General features: G+C 61.4%; 18 protein-coding genes. 12 read left to right on the forward strand and 6 right to left on the reverse strand.

The window, feature by feature from the left end; genetic code table 11:
* Nucleotides 1-41: 41 nt before the first annotated feature.
* Entirely contained in the window at nt 42-2,114 is a 2,073-nt protein-coding gene (locus tag GLS_RS06875; RefSeq protein WP_052327634.1) for a ComEC/Rec2 family competence protein, read from the forward strand.
* Nucleotides 2,115-2,178: 64 nt separating this feature from the next.
* Nucleotides 2,179-2,688 carry a hypothetical protein gene (locus tag GLS_RS06880; RefSeq protein WP_041111672.1) on the forward strand — a complete coding sequence of 170 codons (510 nt, stop codon included), beginning with the start codon at nt 2,179-2,181 and terminating at the stop codon, nt 2,686-2,688.
* Here GLS_RS06880 and nth read toward each other — a convergent pair.
* On the reverse strand, nt 2,685-3,383 hold the full coding sequence (gene nth, locus GLS_RS06885) for an endonuclease III (protein ID WP_193363799.1): 699 nt from the start codon (nt 3,381-3,383) through the stop codon (nt 2,685-2,687). The genes GLS_RS06880 and nth overlap by 4 nt on opposite strands.
* A gap of 167 nt (nt 3,384-3,550) precedes the next feature.
* On the opposite strand from nth, the gene GLS_RS06890 reads away from it, so the two are divergent.
* Together GLS_RS06890 and GLS_RS06895 are read left to right on the forward strand one after the other, a co-directional pair.
* Nucleotides 3,551-5,368, forward strand: a complete 1,818-nt coding sequence (locus GLS_RS06890; RefSeq protein WP_405002436.1) for an ABC transporter ATP-binding protein — start codon at nt 3,551-3,553, stop codon at nt 5,366-5,368.
* Nucleotides 5,369-5,489: 121 nt separating this feature from the next.
* A complete protein-coding gene (locus GLS_RS06895) occupies nt 5,490-6,869 on the forward strand; it encodes an amidohydrolase family protein (protein WP_041111674.1) in 1,380 nt (459 codons plus the stop codon).
* Nucleotides 6,870-6,876: 7 nt separating this feature from the next.
* On the opposite strand, the gene GLS_RS06900 is transcribed toward GLS_RS06895, so the two are convergent.
* The 4 genes from GLS_RS06900 to rph form a co-directional block, all read right to left on the reverse strand.
* Complete coding sequence (locus GLS_RS06900) at nt 6,877-8,100, reverse strand: cation:proton antiporter (protein WP_041111675.1); 1,224 nt, start codon at nt 8,098-8,100, stop codon at nt 6,877-6,879.
* Nucleotides 8,101-8,281: 181 nt separating this feature from the next.
* Nucleotides 8,282-9,625, reverse strand: coding sequence for a glycosyltransferase family protein (locus tag GLS_RS06905; RefSeq protein WP_041111676.1), 1,344 nt, complete (start codon nt 9,623-9,625; stop codon nt 8,282-8,284).
* A 191-nt stretch (nt 9,626-9,816) separates the two neighbouring features.
* Nucleotides 9,817-10,443, reverse strand: coding sequence for an RdgB/HAM1 family non-canonical purine NTP pyrophosphatase (rdgB, locus tag GLS_RS06910; RefSeq protein WP_041112744.1), 627 nt, complete (start codon nt 10,441-10,443; stop codon nt 9,817-9,819).
* Nucleotides 10,443-11,165: a ribonuclease PH gene (rph, locus tag GLS_RS06915; protein WP_041111677.1), complete on the reverse strand. Its 723-nt coding sequence runs from the start codon at nt 11,163-11,165 to the stop codon at nt 10,443-10,445. The genes rdgB and rph overlap by 1 nt, the downstream gene beginning before the upstream one ends.
* Before the next feature lie 82 nt (nt 11,166-11,247).
* Here rph and hrcA point away from each other — a divergent pair, with 82 nt between their 5' ends.
* From hrcA to GLS_RS06955, 8 genes are all read left to right on the forward strand, one after another.
* Nucleotides 11,248-12,318 (forward strand): heat-inducible transcriptional repressor HrcA, encoded by a 1,071-nt coding sequence (hrcA, locus tag GLS_RS06920; RefSeq protein WP_041111678.1) that lies wholly within the window; start codon nt 11,248-11,250, stop codon nt 12,316-12,318.
* A gap of 103 nt (nt 12,319-12,421) precedes the next feature.
* On the forward strand, nt 12,422-15,082 hold the full coding sequence (locus GLS_RS06925; protein ID WP_041111679.1) for a penicillin-binding protein 1A: 2,661 nt from the start codon (nt 12,422-12,424) through the stop codon (nt 15,080-15,082).
* Between the two features lie 59 nt (nt 15,083-15,141).
* Nucleotides 15,142-16,273 (forward strand): peptide chain release factor 2 gene (gene prfB / locus GLS_RS06930; RefSeq protein ID WP_098049516.1). Its coding sequence is split into 2 segments (ribosomal slippage): nt 15,142-15,210 and nt 15,212-16,273, totalling 1,131 coding nucleotides; the frame shifts between segments, so codons are not numbered across the junction.
* 388 nt (nt 16,274-16,661) lie between these two features.
* Nucleotides 16,662-17,330, forward strand: a complete 669-nt coding sequence (locus GLS_RS13575; protein WP_011252839.1) for an energy transducer TonB — start codon at nt 16,662-16,664, stop codon at nt 17,328-17,330.
* A gap of 137 nt (nt 17,331-17,467) precedes the next feature.
* Nucleotides 17,468-18,568, forward strand: coding sequence for a MotA/TolQ/ExbB proton channel family protein (locus GLS_RS13110; RefSeq protein WP_062368197.1), 1,101 nt, complete (start codon nt 17,468-17,470; stop codon nt 18,566-18,568).
* Nucleotides 18,569-18,572: 4 nt separating this feature from the next.
* Nucleotides 18,573-18,998, forward strand: coding sequence for an ExbD/TolR family protein (locus tag GLS_RS06945; RefSeq protein ID WP_011252841.1), 426 nt, complete (start codon nt 18,573-18,575; stop codon nt 18,996-18,998).
* Between the two features lie 72 nt (nt 18,999-19,070).
* Nucleotides 19,071-19,505, forward strand: a complete 435-nt coding sequence (locus GLS_RS06950) for an ExbD/TolR family protein (RefSeq protein ID WP_011252842.1) — start codon at nt 19,071-19,073, stop codon at nt 19,503-19,505.
* Between the two features lie 3 nt (nt 19,506-19,508).
* Nucleotides 19,509-20,750: an outer membrane protein assembly factor BamD gene (locus GLS_RS06955; protein WP_041111680.1), complete on the forward strand. Its 1,242-nt coding sequence runs from the start codon at nt 19,509-19,511 to the stop codon at nt 20,748-20,750.
* Between the two features lie 55 nt (nt 20,751-20,805).
* Here GLS_RS06955 and flgH read toward each other — a convergent pair whose 3' ends face one another.
* Entirely contained in the window at nt 20,806-21,552 is a 747-nt protein-coding gene (gene flgH / locus GLS_RS06960; protein WP_011252844.1) for a flagellar basal body L-ring protein FlgH, read from the reverse strand.
* Between the last annotated feature and the right edge of the window lie 226 nt (nt 21,553-21,778).

The following is a 21,778-nucleotide window of genomic DNA, read 5'->3' on the forward strand; positions in this document are numbered from 1 at the left end:
CGCCTGCCATCATCCGGTCCTTTCTGGATCAGGGGCGGCAGATGATCTGCTGGCTTCCGGTCGCGGTGGGGCTCGGGGCTCTGCTGTATCTGGTTCTGCCGTTCGAGCCTTCCATCCTGTGTGTTGTGCTCGTTACGGTTCTGCCGATCCTGATGGGGGTTGCCTGTTTCTGGTGGGGCTGGCAGCGGCTGTTTCCGCGTCTGCTGGGATTCGCACTGCTCTCTGCGGCGATCGGGTTTGGCGATCTGGCATTTCAGGCCCGGATGCAGCCGCCGATGCCGGCCCTGCCGACCCATGCGACGGTCCTGACCGGGCGTGTCCAGTCGCTGGAAATCCTGCCGCCCCGCAATGATGACGAGGATGACGGCCATCGCGTGACTCTGGCGGATGCCGTATTCGAGACGCCTGTCGATGCCGGGATGGCGCCGTTACGCCGGACGCTGCATATCCGTCTGCGCGATGATGACGACCTGCTTCCCGAGCCCGGAAGCACGATCCGCCTGCGCACCATGCTGCGCGCACCGCCGCCGCCTTCCTGGCCCGGCGGGCGGGATCTTCAGCGGGAAGCCTGGTTCTCGGGGCTGGCCGGCAGTGGCTATGCGCTCGGTCCGGTCAGCCTTTCAGGCGCCCCCCCCCGCCAGTCCTGGCTTGAATCCCTGCGCGAAACCGTGGCTCTGCGTGCCAATGCTGCGCTGTCTGACCAGACAGCTGCCATTGCCGCAACCCTTCTGGCTGGAGAGGCGGGGAGCATCGACCAGCATACGCGCGAGACGTTTTCCGCTTCGGGGCTGGCACATCTCCTTGCCGTGGCCGGGCTGCATCTGGGTCTTGTGATGGCGGCTGTCATCGTAACGCTGCGTTGTGGTCTGGCCGCCATCGAATATGTCGCCCTGCGCTGGCCGTGCCGGCAGATCGCTGCTGTTGCCGGCCTGCTGGCCGGGGCGGGTTATGTGATGCTGACAGGCGCGCATCTTCCCAGCCTTCGCGCGCTGGGCATGGCCAGTATCGTGACGCTGGCCATCGTGACCGGGCGACGCGTGCTGTCCATGCGCTCGCTGTCCATCGTGGCGCTCCTGATCCTGCTGGTTTCGCCGGTCTCAGTTGTCGATGTGTCGTTCCAGATGTCCTTTGCCGCCGTGATGGGACTGATTGCGGGCTATGGTGCGCTGCGTGAGCCGCTTATGCGCCTGCGGGGTGAGGGGGAGTGGTATCGTGTTGTCGCGTCCCATTGTGTGGCGCTTGTCCTGACGAGCCTTCTGGCCGGACTGGCGACCCTGCCGGTCAGTATGGCGCATTTTGGCGCGCTTCAGCCTTGGTTCGTGCTGGCCAATCTCGTGGCCGTGCCGCTGGCGGCGGTCTGGATTATGCCGGTCGGGCTTCTGGCGCTCGTGGCCATGCCGTTCCATGCCGAAGCGCCGTTCCTGAAGCTTATGGGGATGGGAATCCGCATCGTGCAGACACTGGCGGAGCGTGTGGCGGCGTTTCCGATGGCGCATCAGCCCGTGCCCGCCATGCCGGGCTGGGGTCTGCTTCTGGTCATGCTCGGGCTGTGTTTCCTATGCCTGTGGAAGGGCAGGGTGTGTCTTGCTGGTCTGCTGCCCATCGCGGTTGGACTGGCCTCGATCTGGCTGGCCCCGAAGCCGGATATTCTCGTTTCTCCGGATGCGGGGCTGATGGCTGTGCGCAGTCAGGGTGTGTTGCTGGTCGGGCCTCATTCCAGCCTGCAACGCCGCACACTGGAAGATTGGCAGCAGGCTCTCGCCCTTCCTACGGCGCCGCTGCCGTCAGACTGTCTGTCGGGACCGTGCCGGATGTCTTTTGGCGCGCAGACTGTCCTGCTGCGTGTCCGTGATGCTTCGGATGGCAATACGCTGCCGACTGCGGAGCAGTGCGAGGGCGTGAGCCTGTTCCTCAGTGCCTCACCCGCACGGAAAGGTTGCCCGGACGTGCCATCCATCGACCGGTTTTCGGTCTGGCGGGATGGGGCTTACAGCGTCTTCGCGGGGCGCGGTCTTAAAGTCGTGTCGGACCGGAGCTGGCGGGGCAACCGTCTCTGGGTGCCGCCCGTGGGCTGGCATGGCATGCCCAACCTGCCTCTGGCCCAGTCTGAGTGAGCATCTCTCAACCTTTTGGAAAGCAATCGCCCTGTAGGATCGCCACACAAGGAGGTCCGCTATCGTGGCTTACAAACCCGCAACGGGCGTTCTGCTCGCGCTTGCACTGACGGCTGCCATTCCGGCGCAGGCCGCTCCCGCCGTGATCTGGGAAGGGCTGGCTCTGGGTATGAGTGTTCCGGAAGCAAAGCTTAGCCATCCGGAAATGATGGCGCTTCCCGCGCCGGTGCCTCGGGCGGGTTTCGCGCGCTATGTGATGCAGGGGCCGTCGATCGGGTCGTGCCTGTCGAATGTGGATGTGAACTTTCTGGGTGGACGTCTGGCTTCGGTGGAGGTGCATGCCCTGACGGATACGGATTCCGGCGATGTCCGGATCTGTGCCGAGGAATGGGGACGCGCGGTCAGGCAGAAATATGGCCAGCCGCTGTTCGATATCCGAACGCCCATGACGGAAAAGATTACCTGGAACGCCAATGGCTTTTCGGTCACGACCCACATGCAGGTCGTCAATACGGTTGTGGTCTATTCCGTCTCCTATCAGGCCTCTCGCCGGACAGCGGCCCAGATACTTTAGGTTGCAGCGGCTTTTCGTGCCGGCGGGGCCTGCATCCGTTTGTCCGGATAGAGGCACCATTTTGTTGCCGGGCAACGCCAGCATTCCGGTGCGCGTGCCTTGCAGACATAGCGTCCGTGCAGGATCAGCCAGTGATGCGCCGGGCGCAGCATGTCTTTTGGAATCCGCGCGACCAGCCCGTCCTCGACCTGTCGCACGGTTTTGCCCGGTGCCAGGCCGGTCCGGTTGCCGATACGGAAGATATGCGTGTCCACCGCCATCGTATCTGCCCCGAAGGCGACGTTCATCACGACATTCGCCGTCTTGCGCCCCACACCGGCCAGCGCTTCGAGCGAGGCGCGGTCGGATGGAACCTGTCCTCCATGCCGTTCCAGCAACTGTTTGCAGAGCAGCGCCACGTTATGCGCCTTCGCCCGCCACAGCCCGATGGTGCGGATATGCCGGGCAATGCCGTCCTCGCCGAGGGCTGCCATGGACGCCGGATCGGGCGCTTCCTCGAACAGGCCCTTCGTCGCCTTGTTGACGGATTTGTCCGTGGCCTGGGCCGAGAGCACGACGCTCACCAGAAGTTCGAACGGATTGCGGAACACCAGTTCGCTCTCCGCGTTGGGGTTGGCCTCGGCCAGTGCGGTGATGAAGGCTTTTGCGGCCGCCTTGCTCATGGCCCGGCTTGCGGTTGCGGGGGCATCGGTCATGACAGGGGCTCCACCGGGATGTTTTGCAGGCTGTTGCGTCCGGTCCGGACAGACAGCAAGATACGGCAAAGTTCTGAAAATTCCATGCCATCACACCGTGGCCTGCCCTGCATGACCTCGCAGGCAGACAGACGGCGGAGCATTCTGTGTCCGATACTACCCCCCTCATGACCCGCCAGCAGAAGGAAGGCCGCAAGCAGGACGTGTCCTTCACGGAAGTCCTCTCCTTCGTTTCAAGTCGCTGGCGTCACCATCCTCTGCTGTTGTCGAAAACCCTTGGCGGCGTTGGTCTGGCCACCTTGGCCGATGTCTGTACGCCCATTCTCGCGGGGCGTCTGGTGGATGATATTTCCCGCCACGCCGCAGGCCCTGCCGTGCAGCAGACCGCCGAACTGCTGCATCTGCGGGACGATGCGTTCCTGATGGTTACGGGACTGATCGTTCTGGGGCTGGTCGGGCTGTTCGGGCGGCGCTCGTCCTTTATCGGGATTTCGCATCTTACCCTCGCCATCATGCATCGTATTGCCAATCAGGCTTTCGATCGGGTGCAGCGTTTTTCGACGGACTGGCATGCCAATAACTTCGCCGGCTCCACCGTTCGCAAGCTGACGCGCGGCATCTGGGCGATTGATACGCTCGACGATACGCTGCTGCTTCTGATTGCGCCGGAAGTGCTGGTTCTGGGCGGCACGACGGCCGTTCTCATGTTCCGCTCGCCGCTCATGGGATCGGTGCTGGCGCTGTCGGTCGTGCTCTTCGCCTGCCTCTCCATCACCCTGACCCTGCGCTATGTCGCGCCCACCGCCCGTGCTTCCAATGAATGGGACACGAAAATGGGTGCGGCCATGGCTGATGCTGTGACCTGCAACCCGGTCGTCAAGGCGTTCGGTGCGGAAGACCGTGAGGATGCGCGGCTCGACAGCATTATCCATGGCTGGCGTCAGCGCACTCTGAGAACCTGGATCCGCGGGACGAACAGCGCCAATCTTCAGGCGCTGGCGTCACTCGCCATGCGGATGCTGCTGATCGGACTGGCTGTCTGGCTGTGGTGGGACGGCAAGGCCGGGCCGGGCGATGTGGCGTATGTGTTGACGATGATGTTTCTCGTGCAGGGCTATCTGCGCGATCTGGGGCAGCAGGTCAGCCAGGTGCAGCGCTCCGTCAACGAAATGGAAGAGCTGGTGGCGATTTTCCGCCGCGATCCCGCCATTCAGGATGCCCCCGATGCGCAGAAGGCCCATTTCTCGCACGGTGCCATCCGGTTCGAGCATGTGGACTTCCAGTATCCCGGACAGGCCAAGCCGCTTTATCATGACCTGAGCATCGATATCGCGCCGGGCTCCCGCGTGGCGCTTGTCGGGCCGAGCGGATCGGGCAAGACGACGCTGACCAAGCTGCTTCAGCGTCTTTATGACGTGAATGGTGGGCGGATCGTGGTGGACGGGCAGGATATTGCGCATGTCACGCAGGATTCCCTGCGCTCGCACATCGCTATTGTCCCGCAGGAGCCGATCCTGTTCCACCGGACGCTTGCGGAAAACATTGCCTATGCGCGCCCGGATGCCAGCCGTGCGGAAATCGAGGAGGCTGCCCGGTTTGCAAACGCTGCGCCGTTCATCGAGCGTCTGCCCGAGGGTTACGAAACCATGGTCGGGGAGCGTGGCGTGAAGCTCTCGGGAGGCGAGCGCCAGCGTGTCGCCATTGCCCGGGCCTTCCTGGCTGACGCGCCGATCCTGATCTTTGATGAAGCGACGTCCAGCCTCGATTCAGAGTCCGAATCCCTCGTGCAGGACGCCATGCGCCGCCTCATGCAGAACCGGACGGTCATCGTCGTGGCGCATCGTCTTTCCACGGTCATGGAACTGGATCGCATTCTGGTCTTCAGTCAGGGCGAACTGAAGGAAGACGGGACCCATGCCGCGCTGATCGAGCGGGAAGGCGGGATCTACCGGCGCCTGTTCGAGCTCCAGTCCCTGGAAGCCTGATACGGGAGCGGAAAGGGAGGGGTTTTTTGCATCCTTTCATGTCCGGCAGCGTTTCCTCCCGTACTGGGTTTTCCCGGCCGGACGATGCATGCCCGACGGGAGCCACACAGGAGACCGCCGCATGACCATCCGTTCCGCTTTCGCCGCCCTGCTGCTCGCAACACCTGCCGCCCTGAGTGCAGGGAGCGCGATGGCCGAACCGGTAGCGTTTGAGCATGCGCGGCTGATCGATGGAACGGGTGCTCTGGCACAGCCGGACGCGACGGTGGTTATCGATAATGGCACCATTATCTCCGTCGGCATTCCTGCACCGGCCGAGGTGCGGCATGTGGATCTGACGGGCAAGACGCTTATGCCTGCCCTCATCAGTGATCACGTCCATGTCGGGCTTGTGAAAGGAACGGGGGCAAGTCGCGATAACTATACCCGATCCAATATTCTTGCGGCCCTGAAGCAGTATTCCGATTACGGCGTTCTGACCGTCACGGCGCTAGGTCTGAACCGCTCTCCGCTTTTCGATACGTTGCGGCAGGAGCAGCATGACGGTCGCAATCCGGGCGCGGATCTGTATGGCGTGGATCAGGGGATTGGTGCGCCTGATGGTGTGCCTCCGGCCGCCATGGTCAAGGGCGTTGGTCCCGATCAGGTTTTCCGGCCCACCACGCCGGAAGAGGCCCGCAAAGACGTGGACCAGATGATCGCGGAACATACGGATCTGGTGAAGCTGTGGGTGGACGATTTCCGCAATGACGTGCCCGACGGCAAGACCTATCCAATGCTGCCCCCGGCCATCTATCAGGCTGTCATTGACGAGGCGCATCAGCATGGCACGCGGGTTGCGGTGCATATCCATGACCTTGCGGTCGCCAAGGCTATCGTTGCCTCAAAGGCGGACATCCTTGCTCATGGCGTGCGGGACCAGCCTGTCGATCATGATCTGATCGCCGCGATGCTCCGTCAGGGGACGTGGTACATCGCGACGCTGGATCTGGATGAGGCGAACTATCTGTATGCCGAACAGCCTGAACTGCTTTCCAATCCCTTCGTGCTGGCGGGCATCGATCCAGCCCTGCGCCGTGAGTTCACCGATCCAAAATGGCGTGCCGAGACGATGGCCAAGCCTCTGACCAAGGCCTCGCATTACGCGCTGTCCGTTAATCAGAAGAACCTTGCTGTTCTGTATCGTGCCGGTGTGAAGGTCGGTTTTGGTACGGATTCCGGGGCTGCTCCGACCCGCATTCCTGGCTTTGCCGAGCATCGTGAGCTTTACCTGACGGTGCAGGCGGGACTGTCGCCCGTGCAGGCGATCAGTCTGGCGACGGGCAATGCCGCAGCGTTGATGCATCTGTCCGATCGTGGTGTGATCGCGCCGGGTCGCCGGGCGGATCTTCTGGTTGTGAACGGCAATGCCGATGAAAATATTGGTGCCGTGGATCAGATCGATCAGGTCTGGCAGCGGGGCGTTCTTGTCAGCCACGGCCCCGTGCGTTCGAAGAACTGAGGAACGGTTATCCGGCGGTTTGGGCGTGCGAACGCCCTGACACCAGCCGGAACATTGGTCCCGTCAGGGTCGTGGAAATCACGGCCAGAACCATCAGGGATGCGAAGGCGAATTCCGAAATCATGCCATGGGCATGGAGGATGGTCGCTGCCACGATTTCCATCAGCCCTTTGCACTGCAACAGTGAGCCTATCCCCAGTGCCTGCCGGTGCGTCAGGCCCGGTGCGGGCGGGAAGATCCAGACGGCCAGGATCTTCGTGACGATTGCGATGACCACCAGCAGGAGCGAGGCTATGACCGACGGCCAGGTCAGCGCATCGCCGTCGATCCGAAGGCCGCTATGGCCGAAGAACATGGGGGCCAGCCAGATCAGGGAGAACGTGCCCACCGCCTCGACAGGCAGGCGACGGACCCAGCGTGGTGGCATGAGCGCGCCCGCGAAATAGGCGCCTATTAACTCATGTAGGCCCAGTTCATGGCTCGCCCAGGACCCTGCGGCGAGGTAAGCGGGGACAGCCGCCCAGATCACCCAGATCGGCGGGTTTTTAAGGTTTCGCGTGGCCCAACTGCTGAGAAAGGCCATGCCGATCAGCAGCAGGACGGCCAGCCCTTCAAAACCGGTCCAGCCATGTAAAGCGTCAGGTCCGCGTGCTGCAAACTGCAGGATGGCCAGCCCGATCCAGAGCGCGGCATCGTCCACAACCGCAAGCTTCAGGGCAAGCTGCCCGACGGGCCGGTACACGGGTTCCAGTTCACGTACGATCCCGATCAGAACCGGCAGGGCACTGACGGAAATGCACAGTCCGATCGACATGGCTCCGATCCAGCCATTCCCGTGGGCTGCCTGCCAGCCATGCAGCGGCAGGAAGAACAGTTTGACCAGAACGGTGCCGATGATGAATGGAATTCCCAGCGCGACCAGTGCGCCGCACAGAAGGCGGCCCAGCGTTGGGGAGGGCAGGTTTGCGGCTTCGGGCGAATGGGTCGGGTTCTGCCACATTTCCAGCCCTGCGGTGAACGCCAGCACCAGAACGGCCAGCCAGCCGATGTAATCGCCGTAAAGCGAAGGAATGCCAATGCTCGAGGCGGGAAAATGCAGGACCGCCAGAAGAATGCCGACCAGAATGGGCAGGATGGCAATCGGAATGGAGCGTCTGAGCAGCTGCCACAGTCCCCACGGAATAAGGACAAATATAAATGCATCCGCAAACAGTGCTGTCACATTCCCCATGACGATCCCTTTTTTGTTTCAGGTGCGTGCAGGGTAACATGAAACATGGGGTTAACGAAAACTAATAACAAAACCTCAATAAAATATAAAAATACTTCAGAATTAAAACATACTGTTAAAATAATAATCGAGTTCGGAAAATCCGGGCTTCCGGGATGTTTTTCGGAAGCCCGTGCTTTCCTTATGCCTGGCTAAGTTTCTCGGCTTCGTCGATGTAAGCTCGCATGGCCAGGTGTTTCTCTGCGGTATTCCAGAAGTGGATGAAACCACGGGGATAGGCAGGGTCCGTGGGATGGTCGTAACCGCCTATCTGCGTGTGTGCACTGACGGGCTCGCCATCGAAATCGTCGAGTTTGTACAGCGTATAGTTCAGCACGCTCTGGTCATAGAACGGGATTGATTTGCGACCATGCTCAGATGTGTAGCGGACCAGTGTCTGATAGGCGGCTCTGATGTAGCGGGCATGATCTGCCATGTTCGGTACCAGAAGAAGGCCGCCATTGAAGCCATGCAGTCCTTCGCATGTGAAAGGATCGGCCTGCACGAGGGTGGATCCTGTGTGTTCCGATGTGGCGATCTGGTGAAAAGGCTCGATCTGTGCGCTGCATCGCCGGGCTTTGATCGCTTCGACAAGGAAGGGTTCGATCGGGCGGTCAAAAACGATATCGACATCCGAATACAGGATGGGCTGGTATTCATCGAGTAATGACGTGTTGAAGATCGTCAGACGGGCTCCGACATAGTCGAGCTGGTCCGAGCCCTGCATCGGAATGACCTGGATCTGGCTGCGAAGGGCCTCTGGTGCCAGACCTTTCAGATGGTCCGCTTCGATGTTGCTGACGATCAGGATCGTGCCGTCATATTTTGCCAGCGACCCAATGCTACGGATGCATTCACAATACTGCTGAAGAGCCACCCCATGCCCAAAAACGACGAGGACGATGGCGGGATTGAGCAGAAACGCTTCATGAACTTTCCAGTCGTCGAAAAATATGAAGCGGGGCAGGTGTTTCGTGGCTGCGGCGCTGTTGAAGAACGCTTCCATTGGAAGCTTCTTTTCTCCGAAAGTGACGTGGTCGAAATTCGACTCCCGGAGATTCAGCTTTACGATGGTGTCGCTGCCCCCCAGGACCCAGCGATGGCTGGCAACCCGTCTGGCGGCATAAAAGGTCTCGATATCGAGAAGCTTGAATGTTTCCCAGAGGTTGCGGTGCTCGGCAACGAAATCAAGACCGCCGAGATGGTTGGCCCGGCCAAATCTGCCACCGTACTGAAAGCTGTAATGCCCATTGCCATGATACTCGGACGTTATCGCAACAGTGGGGATGGCACGCGTGATGGTCAGTGTTTCAAGATCCAGCCAGCGATCTGAATCTCCCAGCGTGCAGAAGCCCTGGAGGCCGTTTCTGTCATAAAAACAAAGAACATCTTCAGGACGTGTAATGTTTGAAAGATCGCGCTGAACGATGCGCTCTCCTTCCACATGGAAGACTTTCAAATTGTGGCTGACCAGAATTTTCAGCATTGGTTCGCGCGCGCTTTACTTTGTGAATGGCGGGTCACAGCATCGCATGAAACATGTTTGGAAACAAACAGGCATAATAGCCGGTCCATAGCGTCATGGCCCCGAAACCTGATTGCAGCTTCCAGGTGGAAAAAGCCTGTTTAGTGCGCCGCATAATTTAATCCTGTGTGAGACGGGTATCGCCTACTACATCAGGGAGTTACCGACACTTTACTTGAAATGTTGTCCACACAGTCCTTCAGAAATGCCGTCAAAGCCCGTCCGCGGTGGCTCACGGCGTTCTTTTCGACTTCTGCCATCTCCGCGAACGTCCGGTTTTCGCCTTCCGGTACGAACATCGGGTCGTAACCGTGTCCATGATCGCCCCGTGGCGGCCAGACGACGGTGCCGTGACATTCGCCTTGTACGGTCCGTGTCTCGCCATCCGGCCAGGCCAGGCATAGGGCGGCTACGAAAAACGCCCGATGATCCGGGTTATCGCCCATCTCCCGGTGCACACGCTCCATCGCGACCTGCATGTCCTTGGTCGGCCCACCCCAGCGCGCGGAATAGACACCCGGTCGGTTGTCCAGCGCTGAAACGCAGAACCCGGAATCATCCGCCAGCGCGGGCAGTCCGGAGGCCCGGGCTGCGGCCAGCGCCTTGATGGCGGCATTGCCGGTGAAGGTCTCTTCCGTTTCTTCCGGCTCGGGCAGATCCAGTTCTGCGGCCGAGATTACGGTGATTCCGCTTTCGGCCAGCAGGGTGGAGAACTCGCGGAGCTTGCCAGCATTGTGGCTGGCAAGCACGATCTTTGAACCGGGGGAAAGTTTACGCATCATGCAGTCTCCAGCGCCTTGTTCTGGGCTTCGAACAGTCGGGCCGTGCCGAGCTTCGCCAGCCGCAGAAGTTCGAAGAATTCGCTTTCCTGAAACGGCTTGTCCTCGGCCGTCCCTTGGATTTCGATGATGCCACCATCTGCCGTCAGAACGAAATTCGTATCGGCCTGTGCGCTGCTGTCCTCGATGTAATCCAGATCCAGCACGGCTCCGGCATCCGTCAGCCCGCAGGAGACCGCCGCGACCTGTGCCGTCAGGGCCTGGGAGCGTTTTGCTTTTTTTAGGGCCAGAGAAAGCGCGACCCAGGCGCCCGTGATGGACGCGCAGCGCGTGCCGCCATCCGCATTCAGCACGTCGCAGTCGAGCGTGATGGTCCGCTCGCCGATCTTTTTCAGATCCACGCAGGCGCGCAGCGAACGTGCGATCAGGCGCTGGATTTCCTGCGTGCGGCCGGACTGCTTGCCCTTGGCGGCTTCGCGCTGGCCCCGGCTGTGCGTGGCGCGTGGGAGCATTCCGTATTCCGCCGTGATCCAGCCCTGTCCCTTGTTGCGCAGGAAGGGCGGCACGCGGTCTTCGATCGTGGCCGTGCACAGGACTTCCGTCCCGCCGACGCGGATGAGGGCCGAGCCTTCGGCGTGGCGGGCAAAGCCGGTTTCGATCGAAACAGTGCGGTTTTCATCCGGCGCACGTCCTGAAGGACGCTTGCCTGCGGTGTCAGTCATGTAAAAAGATCCTGTGGCAGAATATGTGCCGCCTCTACCGCGTTTGACGTGAAGGCATCCAGCCCCGACAGTTGGTTTTACCATGATGCGACCCCAGTCTCCCCTGTTCCGCCCCTCTATCCCGATGCCCCACGGACTGGGAGATCGGGAAGCCGCGATCCTGCGGGAAATCGTCGAGGAATATGTTGAAACCGGCGAACCCATCGGCAGCCAGACCCTGGCCCAGCGCCTGCAGCCCAGCCTGTCCCCGGCCACCATCCGCAATGTCATGGCGGAACTGGCCCGTGCCGGACTGCTGTTCAGCCCCCATGTCTCGGCCGGACGGCTGCCCACCGAAAAAGGCGTGCGCCTGTTCGTGGATGGTCTGCTCCAGTTCAGTTCTTTGACGGAAGAAGACCGGGCGAGCATCGACAGCCGCCTCGATATCCATGGCCGCTCTTATCAGGACATTCTTTCCGAAGCGTCGTCCCTGCTGTCGGGCCTGTCCTCTGCGGCCGGACTGGTGCTCGCTCCGAAATCAGATGCCACGCTCAAGCATATCGAGTTCGTGGCGCTGGGTCCGGGGCGGGTGCTGGTTATTCTGGTGGGTTCGGACGGGCAGGTGGAGAACCGTATCATCGAGACACCGCCCGGTGTTCCGCCCTCGGCGCTGGTTGAGGCGGGGAACTACCTCAATTCCCGTCTCGGTGATCTGACGCTCGGCAATCTTCGCGAACGGATCCGGACGGAAATGGATGCCAGCCGTCACGAACTGGATACGCTGACCGCCAGCGTGATCGAGAGCGGGTTGGCGACATGGGATGCCGATGGCGGGACGCTGTTCGTGAAAGGGCAGGGGAAGCTGCTGGCCGACATCACCGAGATCGAACGCCTGACCACCATCCGGATGCTGTTCGACCATCTGGAAACGCAGGAGACCATGCTCCAGCTTCTGCAACTGGCGGATGCGTCCGAAGGGGTGCGGATCTATATCGGACGCGAAAGTGGCATGTTTGGCATGTCGGGCGTGTCCATGATCGTGGCCCCGGCCCGCAACGAGGCCCAGAAGATCGTAGGCGCCATTGGCGTGATCGGGCCGACCCGTCTGAACTACGGGCGTATCGTGCCGGTCGTGGACTACACCGCGCGGATGGTCGGGCGTCTGCTTGGCTGATGAAACGCGGAAATTCCGCCTGTCCCAGACCTGCATCTTTGTCACGAAATGACCCTTTTAGACGGGGGCGACGGCGGATGCGGAACAATGCTATGCAGAAGTCATGACGCGACGTTCCTTCCGCTCCCGTAATCCCCAGGACTCTGGCAATCCACAGGGTCCTGGCGCCACGCCGCCCCGTCCTCCCCGTTTCCGCCGCTACCGGCAGTCCCTGGCGATCATCGCCGGTGTAGGGCTGGTGGGGATCGCCGGGGCAGGGGTTCTGGGCTGGACGACCTATGCCAAGCTGGTGGCGGATCTGCCCAGCGTGGACAGTCTGCGCGCCTATCAGCCGCCGACCGTCAGCCGCATCTATGCTTCCGATGACCGTCTGATGGCGGAACTGGCGAACGAACGCCGGATTTTCGTGCCGATCAACGCCATCCCCGAGCGGGTGAAGAATGCCTTCATCGCGACCGAAGACCATAATTTCTACACGCATGGCGGTGTGGATTTCATGGCGATCGGTCGTGCGGGCCTGACGGATATCTTTGCGCGTCATGGCCGCCGTCCGCTGGGGGCCTCGACCATCACCCAGCAGGTCGCGAAGGTCATGCTGCTCAACAGCAACGTCCTGAGCTTCGACCGCAAGATCAAGGAAGCCCTGCTCGCCATGAAAATGGAGCAGGTGCTGTCCAAGGACAAGATTCTCGAGATTTACCTGAACGGCATCTATCTTGGGAACGGAGCCTATGGTGTCGCAGCGGCGGCTCAGAGCTATTTCAACAAGCCGCTTGACCAGCTCGATGATGCCGAGGCGGCCTCACTGGCTGCTCTTCCCAAGTCGCCCACGAACTACAATCCGTTCCTGCACCCGCAGGCCGCGATGGCGCGGCGTAACCTCGTGCTGGACCTGATGGTTGAGGCTGGTGTGCTGACACGCCAGCAGGCTGATCAGGAAAAGCAGGAGCCGCTGGTCCCGCAGCAGAAGCAGCGTTTCGGGCCGTTGCCGGATTCCGAATGGTTTGGCGAGGAAGTCCGCCGGCAGCTCATCGCCCAGTACGGGCAGGAACGGGCGGCTCAGGGCGGGCTGGAAGTCCATACCAGCCTCGACCAGAGCCTTCAGGTTACTGAGACGCGCCTTCTGCATGAAGGCCTGATGAACTACGACCGCGTTCACAGCGGCTGGCGGGGGCCTTTGCGCAACCTGCCGGACATTCAGGATGATGGCTGGGAAAGCGTTCTCGATCACGTCACGCCTCCGGGCGGTATGCTGCGTGAGTGGCGTCTGGCCGTCGTGCTGCCTGGGGCGACGCATGTGGGCTGGATCGAGGAAGGTACGGCCCGCAAGGGCGCACTTCTTGCGACGGATATTGCCTGGGCGCGCCGGATGCATCCGCTCCGGGCCGGTGATGTTATCATGATCGAACCGCAGGAAGGCGGCTCCGCCGCCCTGCGCCAGATCCCGCAGGTTGAAGGCGCTGCTGTCACGCTGGACGTCCATACGGGCCGTGTTCTGGCGATGGTTGGCGGCTGGTCGTTCCATGAGAGCCAGTTCAACCGTGTGACGCAGGCCCTGCGTCAGCCCGGATCGTCCTTCAAGCCGTTCGTTTATCTGGCTGCCATGGAAAAGGGGATTTCCCCCTCCGAGCGCTTCGACGATTCGCCGGTTTCCTATGGTGACTGGCATCCCCAGAACTACGAGCACGATAACTGGGGCCCCACCACGCTGCATGACGCGCTGCGTGAAAGCCGTAACCTCGTCACGATCCGAGTGGCTGCCCATCTCGGCATGAAGGCCGTTGCCGATACGGCTATCCGGGCCGGGTTGGTGGCACAGATGCCCCATGTGCTGCCTGCCGCCCTTGGCGCTGTTGAAACCACCGTCATGCGCGAGGCTGCGGCCTACGCCACGATCGCCAATGGCGGCCATATCGTCACACCGACCCTCGTGGACGACATCCAGGACCGTGCAGGCACTGTCCTGTGGCAGGCGGGTGGCCTGAAGCTCGGTACCGCCATGCAGGCTCCCCCTGCCGAACAGCCAGTTCCCACGGATGGCACGACGCCGCCCGTCCCGGCGACAGCCACCACAACTCCTTCCGCAACACCGGCGGTTCCTCCGCCGAGCAGTGTGCCTGTTCCGGCCCTGACGGATGTGCGGCCGGTTCTCGCCAGCGAGCAGAGCACGTTCCAGATCGTAAAGATGATGCAGGACGTGATCGCCCGCGGGACTGGTCGTATGGCAGGCGTTGGCATTGACCGTCCCATTGCGGGCAAGACGGGCACCAGTCAGGATTTCCATGACGCCTGGTTCGCCGGCTTCTCGCCCGATATCGTCACGGTTGTCTGGGTCGGTTTCGACACGCCCCAGACGCTGGGCCGCAATTCGGATGGCGGCCGTGTTGCCGGACCGATCTGGAACAAGATCATGAAGGTGGCGCTTTCCAGCCGTCCGAAGCTGGATTTCCGGGTGCCTGACGGCATCACGCTGGCCAGCTACGACACGGGACGCATCTCCGCGGTGGATGGTTTCAAGACCGATCAGGTTCCGGGCGCTTCCGTCGAACTGCATGGCTTCGGCGCAGGCACGGAAGCCCTGACCGCCGCCGATACGGGCGCGGACAGTGTGATTTCCGATTCCGAAAGCGATATGGCCCAGACGCCCGGTCAGGGCGGGGGAATGGCTGGAACTACCCCCGGAAGCGGCACGGCCGCAGTTCCGGGGCAGGCCCAGAAACCTGCTCCGTCTGATGGTGACATCGGCGTGGGCGGCCTATACTAAGACGCACCAGAACAGACCGAATGGGGCGGTGACAGGCCGCCCTTTCAGTGGAGGACATTATGTCGGCCGAAACCGAGGCCCTTTCAGAGCAGATCAAGCAGTCGGTGGCACTGCTGAGGAGGCATCTTTGACTGGGATGTCGCAACAACACGCCTCGCGGAACTGAACCACCGCGTTGAAGATCCCGACCTGTGGAATGACGCGGACGCTGCCCAGAAGCTGATGCGCGAGCGGACAACGCTGGCGAACCAGATTGAAGGTGTCCAGCGGATCGAATCCGAGGTCGAAGGTACGCTCGAACTGGTCGAACTGGCGGAAATGGAAGGAGACGAAAGTCTCGTCCAGGATGCCGTGCAGACCCTGCGCGCCATTGCCGAGGACGTTCGCAAGCGCGAAATCGAAAGCCTGCTCTCGGGCGAAGCGGACAGCAATGACTGCTACGTCGAGGTGAATGCGGGCGCCGGTGGCACGGAAGCCCAGGACTGGGCCGAGATGCTCCTGCGCATGTATACGCGCTGGGCCGAGCAGCATGGCTACAAGGTCACCTTCATCGAAGGTAGTGAAGGCGAACAGGCCGGCATCAAGTCCGCCACCATCCAGGTGAGCGGCCCTAATGCCTATGGCTGGCTCAAGACTGAGGCCGGCGTGCACCGTCTGGTCCGGATTTCGCCCTTCGATGCGGCAGCCCGTCGCCAGACGTCGTTTGCATCCGTCTGGGTCTATCCGGTCGTCGATGATTCGATCGAGATCGACATCAACGATTCGGACCTGCGCGTCGATACGTTCCGGGCATCCGGTGCGGGTGGACAGCACGTCAACAAGACGGATTCGGCGATCCGGATCACCCATATCCCCACAGGGATTGTGGTGGCCTGTCAGACGGACCGGTCGCAGCACCGCAACCGTGCCAAGGCCATGGAAATGCTGCGGGCCCGCATGTACGAGGCGGAGCTCCAGAAGCGCGAGGCTGCGGCTGCCCAGACGGAAGCCTCAAAGACTGATATCGGCTGGGGCCACCAGATCCGTTCCTACGTCCTGGCACCTTACCAGCTGGTCAAGGATCTGCGGACGGGGGTGGAGAAGGGGAACCCGGGCGCCGTGCTCGATGGTGCTCTGGACGACTTCATGTCGGCCTCTCTGGCCCAGAGTGTGGGAGCGACCCGCTCCGAAGCCAGCGCCTCGGCCCAGTAGGGCAGAAAGAGGGGCTGCAATCAGGGTCCTGCAGGGTGTCAGAACGGAAAAACCGTTCTGACACCCTGTTTTTTTATGAAATCTGTCACAATGGGCAGAGAGAAATTGCGTTACGGTGATTCTCTGCGATATTTTTGGTCATACGACGATAGCCAGAACCGAAGAATATGTCGTCATTATGAAAAAATCGTTTCGATAAAGGCAATAACCCGCTTGACAGCAGGGGGGTTAGACTGCCCAATCAGCATATCGGGTATGTTCTCAAAGCATGTGACGCATTTTATGGGTCTGCGGTGAGGGAACCCGATGGAAACACAGAAATCGGGGGCACCGCACCCGGCAGATGTGGATCAACGCCGGTGTCAGTGAGGGGTAAGAAGGTTTCGACATGAAGAGCTACGCCGCACAGCAGCGCAAGCCGACAGACTACATTGTCGCGATCGTCGTGGCCGTGCTGGCTATGGGCGCCGTGATCTATGCGCTCATGAGCGGTGCCGTGAGCAAGCTGGTCCAGGAAAAGCCGCCTATCAAGACGGAAGTCATCAAGGAACAGCCCAAGCCGCCACCGCCGCCACCGCCGCCGCCGCCGCCGCAGATGGAACAGCCGCCACCGCCGTACATTCCGCCGCCGAAGATCAGCGTTCCGCCGCCGCCGAAAGCGGTCCAGCGGGTCACGCATGTCAAGCCGCCGCATCCGGTGCCGCCCAGCCCGACTCCGTCGCCAGAGCCCGTTCCGGCTCCGCCGCAGGGTCCGCCGGCTGACGCAGTTCCCGATCATTCGGCTGGTGCACGACCGATCAACGGCGCACAGGCAGTCTATCCGGACGAAGCCATGGAAGAAAATCGCGAGGGTCATGTGACCGCATCGTGTGACATTCTTCCGACAGGCAAGACGGCGAACTGCACCATTGTGAGCTCAAGCGGTGGACACGAGTTCGTGGAAAGTGCGCTCGACTTCCTTCGTCGGGCCCGTTACCAGCCCGCCGTCGTGAACGGCGCTCCGGTAACAGAGCATCATCACGTGCTGCACATCGACTTTACGATGGGCGACGACTGATCTTTCGATTGCCGTCAAACAGAATTGCCCTGTCAGGTTCTCCAAGCCTGGCAGGGCTCAGAAAAGGGCCGGTCTCCATATGGCCGACAACCCAGAAAGCTCCGAAAACGGGCATCTCTAACGAGGATATGGAGTTCATGACCAGACTGTTCCGCCTTCCTGCCCTTGCCGTTCCGACGAAGGCGCGTGCCGTCCGGGCCAGCGCACTGGCTCTGACGCTGGCCCTGGCTTCCGGTGCCGTTGCACCGGCCGTCGCTTTCGCCCAGCCGGCTCCGGCCGACCAGAGTGCTCCCGCAGCGGCTCCGGTGGATCCCTCTTCCAACCCGGCTGCCCCGACGACGTCCGCCGATCCGGCAGGTGCTCCGGCTGCAGCCGCCCCTAACGATGCCGGCGCTCCGGCAGGAGCCGCTCCTTCCGACAGCGCAGCTCCGGCAACGGCTCCGGCCGACGAATCTCCTGCCGCGGCCGCAACGCCGGGCGAGAGCGCAACCGCAACGCCGGAAGCTCCTGCTCCGCAGGGCAACCCGTATGGCCTTGGCGCCCTGTGGGCCAATGGTGATGCGATTGCCCGTGGCGTCCTGATCATCATGGTCATCATGTCCGCTGGTACCTGGATCATCATGGTCATGAAGTTCCTGGAGCAGGGCCGTCTGTTCGCGGCATCCAAGGAAGCTGCCCGTGAGTTCTGGACCAAGCCGTCCGTTCACGACGGTGCTGCTGCCCTGAAGCCGTCTTCCCCGTTCCGTTACATTGCCGAGACGGGCATCGTGGCCGCAGAGCACCACGAAGGCTCCATGCGTGACTCGATCGATCTGCCGTCCTGGACCGAAATGTCCATCTCGCGCTCGGTCGACACCATCAACACCCGTATGCAGGGCGGCCTCGCCTTCCTTGGTACGGTGGGTTCCACGTCTCCGTTCGTCGGTCTGTTCGGTACGGTCTGGGGTATCTATCACGCCCTGACGGCCATTGGCATCTCCGGCCAGGCGTCCATCGACAAGGTTGCCGGTCCGGTTGGTGAGTCCCTCATCATGACGGCCATCGGTCTTGCGACCGCTGTTCCGGCCGTGCTGGGTTACAACCTGCTCGTCCGCCGCAACAAGGGTGCCATGGACCGCGTCCGCAACTTCGCTGCCGACATCCAGTCCGTCCTGATCGGTGGCTTCCGTCACGGCGTCAGCCCGGAGCAGGGCAGCATGTCCGTTCCGACCACCATCACCACCAGCGAGCGGGTCTGATACCATGGGAATGAACGTCGGAGGAGGCGGCGGTGACGACGAGGTGGTGTCGGCAATCAACACCACCCCCCTCGTCGACGTCATGCTGGTGCTGCTGATCATCTTTCTGATCACCATCCCCGTCGCCACGCATACGGTGAAGGTCAAGCTGCCGGTTGATGCCAATCAGCCGACACAGACCAAGCCGGGCAACGTTGTCCTGGCCGTGAATGCGAACGGTCAGGTGTTCTGGGACACGACACTCGTCCCGAACCACACCGAACTTCTGAACCGCCTCGTCGAGGCGGCAAAGAAAAAGCCGCAGCCGCAGATCCAGATCCGCGGTGACCAGGCTGCCAAGTATCTGGCAGTCGGCCAGGTGGTTGCAACCTGCCAGGAAGCAGGGATCGCCCACGTGGACTTCATTACCGAGCAGCCTCACTCGAACTGAGGTCGTGTCGGGCCGTTTTGAACGAAACGGCCCGTTCCTGCTTTCACGTCACCCTTTTGGAGAACCGCCGTCATGGGCATGAGCGTCGGATCTGACAGCACGCACGAAGACGAAGGCATTGTCGATATCAACACCACGCCGTTGATCGATGTGATGCTGGTGCTGCTGATCATGCTGATCATCACCATCCCGCTTCAGACACACTCGGTGGCGATCGATCTGCCCCAGGGCAATCCTCCCCCATCGACCGAACAACCCAAGCTCGTGACCGTCAGCATCGGCTACGACAATAGCATTTCCTGGAACAACGAGCCGATCACGTCCGAGGCCGCTCTTCAGGCCCATTTCGAAGCTGCCGCAGCAATGCCGGACCAGCCTGAAATGCATATCCATCCCGATCGTCTTGCCGACTACAAGACGGTGGCCCATGTTATGGCAGATGCACAGCGTCTCGGCATGACCAAGCTGGGGATTGTCGGTCTGGATCAGTTCATGGAAGGACAGTAATTCGTGTCTTTGTCCCTTTACCGCCGTCTGAGCGCCCGTAATCTCCTGCTGGCCGGTGTTTTCGGTATCGCCGCTCTTGCCGGCTCTGCACATGCTGACGATGTCCTCGGCCAGGCCGTGGGCAAGGATCTGCAGCAGGCCCAGAGCGCCCTGGCATCCAAGAATTATGCCAAGGCGATGGAAGCCGTCGACGCCGCGGACGCGGTCAAGGGCAAGACTGATTACGAAGCCTACACCACGGCCCAGATGCGTGCGGCCATCGCCGCGCAGTCCGGTAACACGGATGCTGCCATCAAGGCCTATGATGTCCTGATCAGCAGCTCCCGTACGCCGAAGGCTGCCAAGGGCCAGATGCTGATGGCGCAGGCCACGATGGCATACAGCGCCAAGCAGTACGCCCGCGCCATTCCGGCGACCGAGCGTTATCTGAAGGAATACGGCGCCGACCCGCGCATGCAGACGATGCTGATCCAGTGCTACTACCTGCAGCAGGACTGGAAAGGCACCGCCAAGGCGGCTCAGGAGCAGGTGGACGCCACGATCAAGGCTGGCAAGATCCCGCCTGAGAACCAGCTCCAGATGCTGGCTACGGCCTATACGAACCTGAAGGACGCGGATGCGAAGACGCATGCCTATGTCCTGCTGGCCAAGTATTATTCTAAGCCTGACTACTGGTCGATGCTGATCCACGATCTGGTGGCAAACCCGAATCTTTCGCCGCCGCTCGTTTTTTATGTCGAGCGTCTGCGTCTGGCGACCGGTGTGCTCAAGGATCCGTCCGATTATCAGGATATGGGTGAGCGCGCCGTCCAGATGGGTCTGCCCCAGCTGGCACTCAACCTGCTGAACCAGGGTTATGCCAATCATTCGCTCGGCAATGGTCCCACCGCAGCGGCTGACGCGAAGTTCCACGCCTTTGTGGCCCAGCAGGCCGCAACGAACCGGAGCCAGCTCGCCTCTGCCGTCACGCAGGCCGCTTCTGCTCCGAACGCAGGCCCGGCTCTGACCGCTGGTTACAATCAGGTGCTGAACGGGCAGGTCGATGCCGGTCTGGCTCTGATGAAGACGGGTCTGAGCAAGAACCCGCGTTATCCGGATCTGGCTCAGGTCGAATACGGCATGGCGCAGATGGATGGTGGCCAGAAGGCTGAAGCCATCAAGACCTTTGCTTCCGTGCAGGGCAATGGCCCTGCCAAGGACGTTGCTGAACTCTGGTCGCTGCTGCTGTCACGTCCCGCTAAGTAAGATATTCGTCTTGGAAGTATAAAAAAGCCGGGGTTTTGCCCCGGCTTTTTTGTGTTCAGAACGGCAGGATCGCGTCCATGACCTGCTGGCCATAGCGGGGTGTCTGAAGCTGCGTGAGAGTCCCGCGGCCGCCATAGGAAATCCGTGCTTCCGCCATCCGGTCATGCGTCACGGTATTGTCCGCAGTGATATCCTGTGGCCGGACGATGCCGCTGACCCCCAGCTCTCGCAACTCGCTGTTTACCCGGACTTCCTGTTTTCCCATCACGACGAAATTGCCGTTGGGCAGCACCTGGGTGATCGTTCCTGCCAGACGCAGGGTCACGGTCTCGTTGCGGGTGATCTTGCCGGTTGCGCCGGAATCGCTGCTGCTGGCGGTGCTCAGGCTGTCCGCTCCGGTAATGGCGCTGATGACCTTGCCCTTGATCCCGAACAGATTGGGAATGCCGAATTTCTCGTCAGCGGTGCGGTCGGCAGTTGTTCCGTTGTTGAAGGCGGCGTTGTCGGTGATATCCACGATGATCGTGACCAGATCACCCACCTGCGACGCCCGCTGATCCTTGAAGAACGCCTTGCTGCCCGAACGCCAGAGGCTCGCGGCTTCGTCGGGGGGCGCCTGAAGCGGTGGCATCGGCATAGTGACGGGCCGGTAGGAATTGGCCAGTGTGGGATCGGTAATGGATGTCATGCGGGGAGGCCGCCCGATCTCCGACATCTGCGCGAGGGAATTACAGGCTGACAGGACCGGCAAAAGCCCGAGCAGCCCCAGAGTGCGAACAGAATGTCGAAAAGCGTGCCGCATGGGAAAGTTGAGATCCGTCAGTTCCGTATGATCCCAAGCAAACACGACAACGGTAAAAAACCTGTTAAGACGCCGTCATTCCAGCGCATTGAAAAGAGTCGGTCTTCGCCTGCATCTGGGCGGGAAGACTGTTTGCGCGTGACGGCTCCCGCTTGACCCTTGCCCTGTCGGGGGATGTGGCCGAAAACAGCATGGCGTGGGCCGACATTTCTGATGGCCCGGGCCC

The organism is Gluconobacter oxydans DSM 3504, assembly GCF_000583855.1.
GTDB lineage: Bacteria > Pseudomonadota > Alphaproteobacteria > Acetobacterales > Acetobacteraceae > Gluconobacter > Gluconobacter oxydans.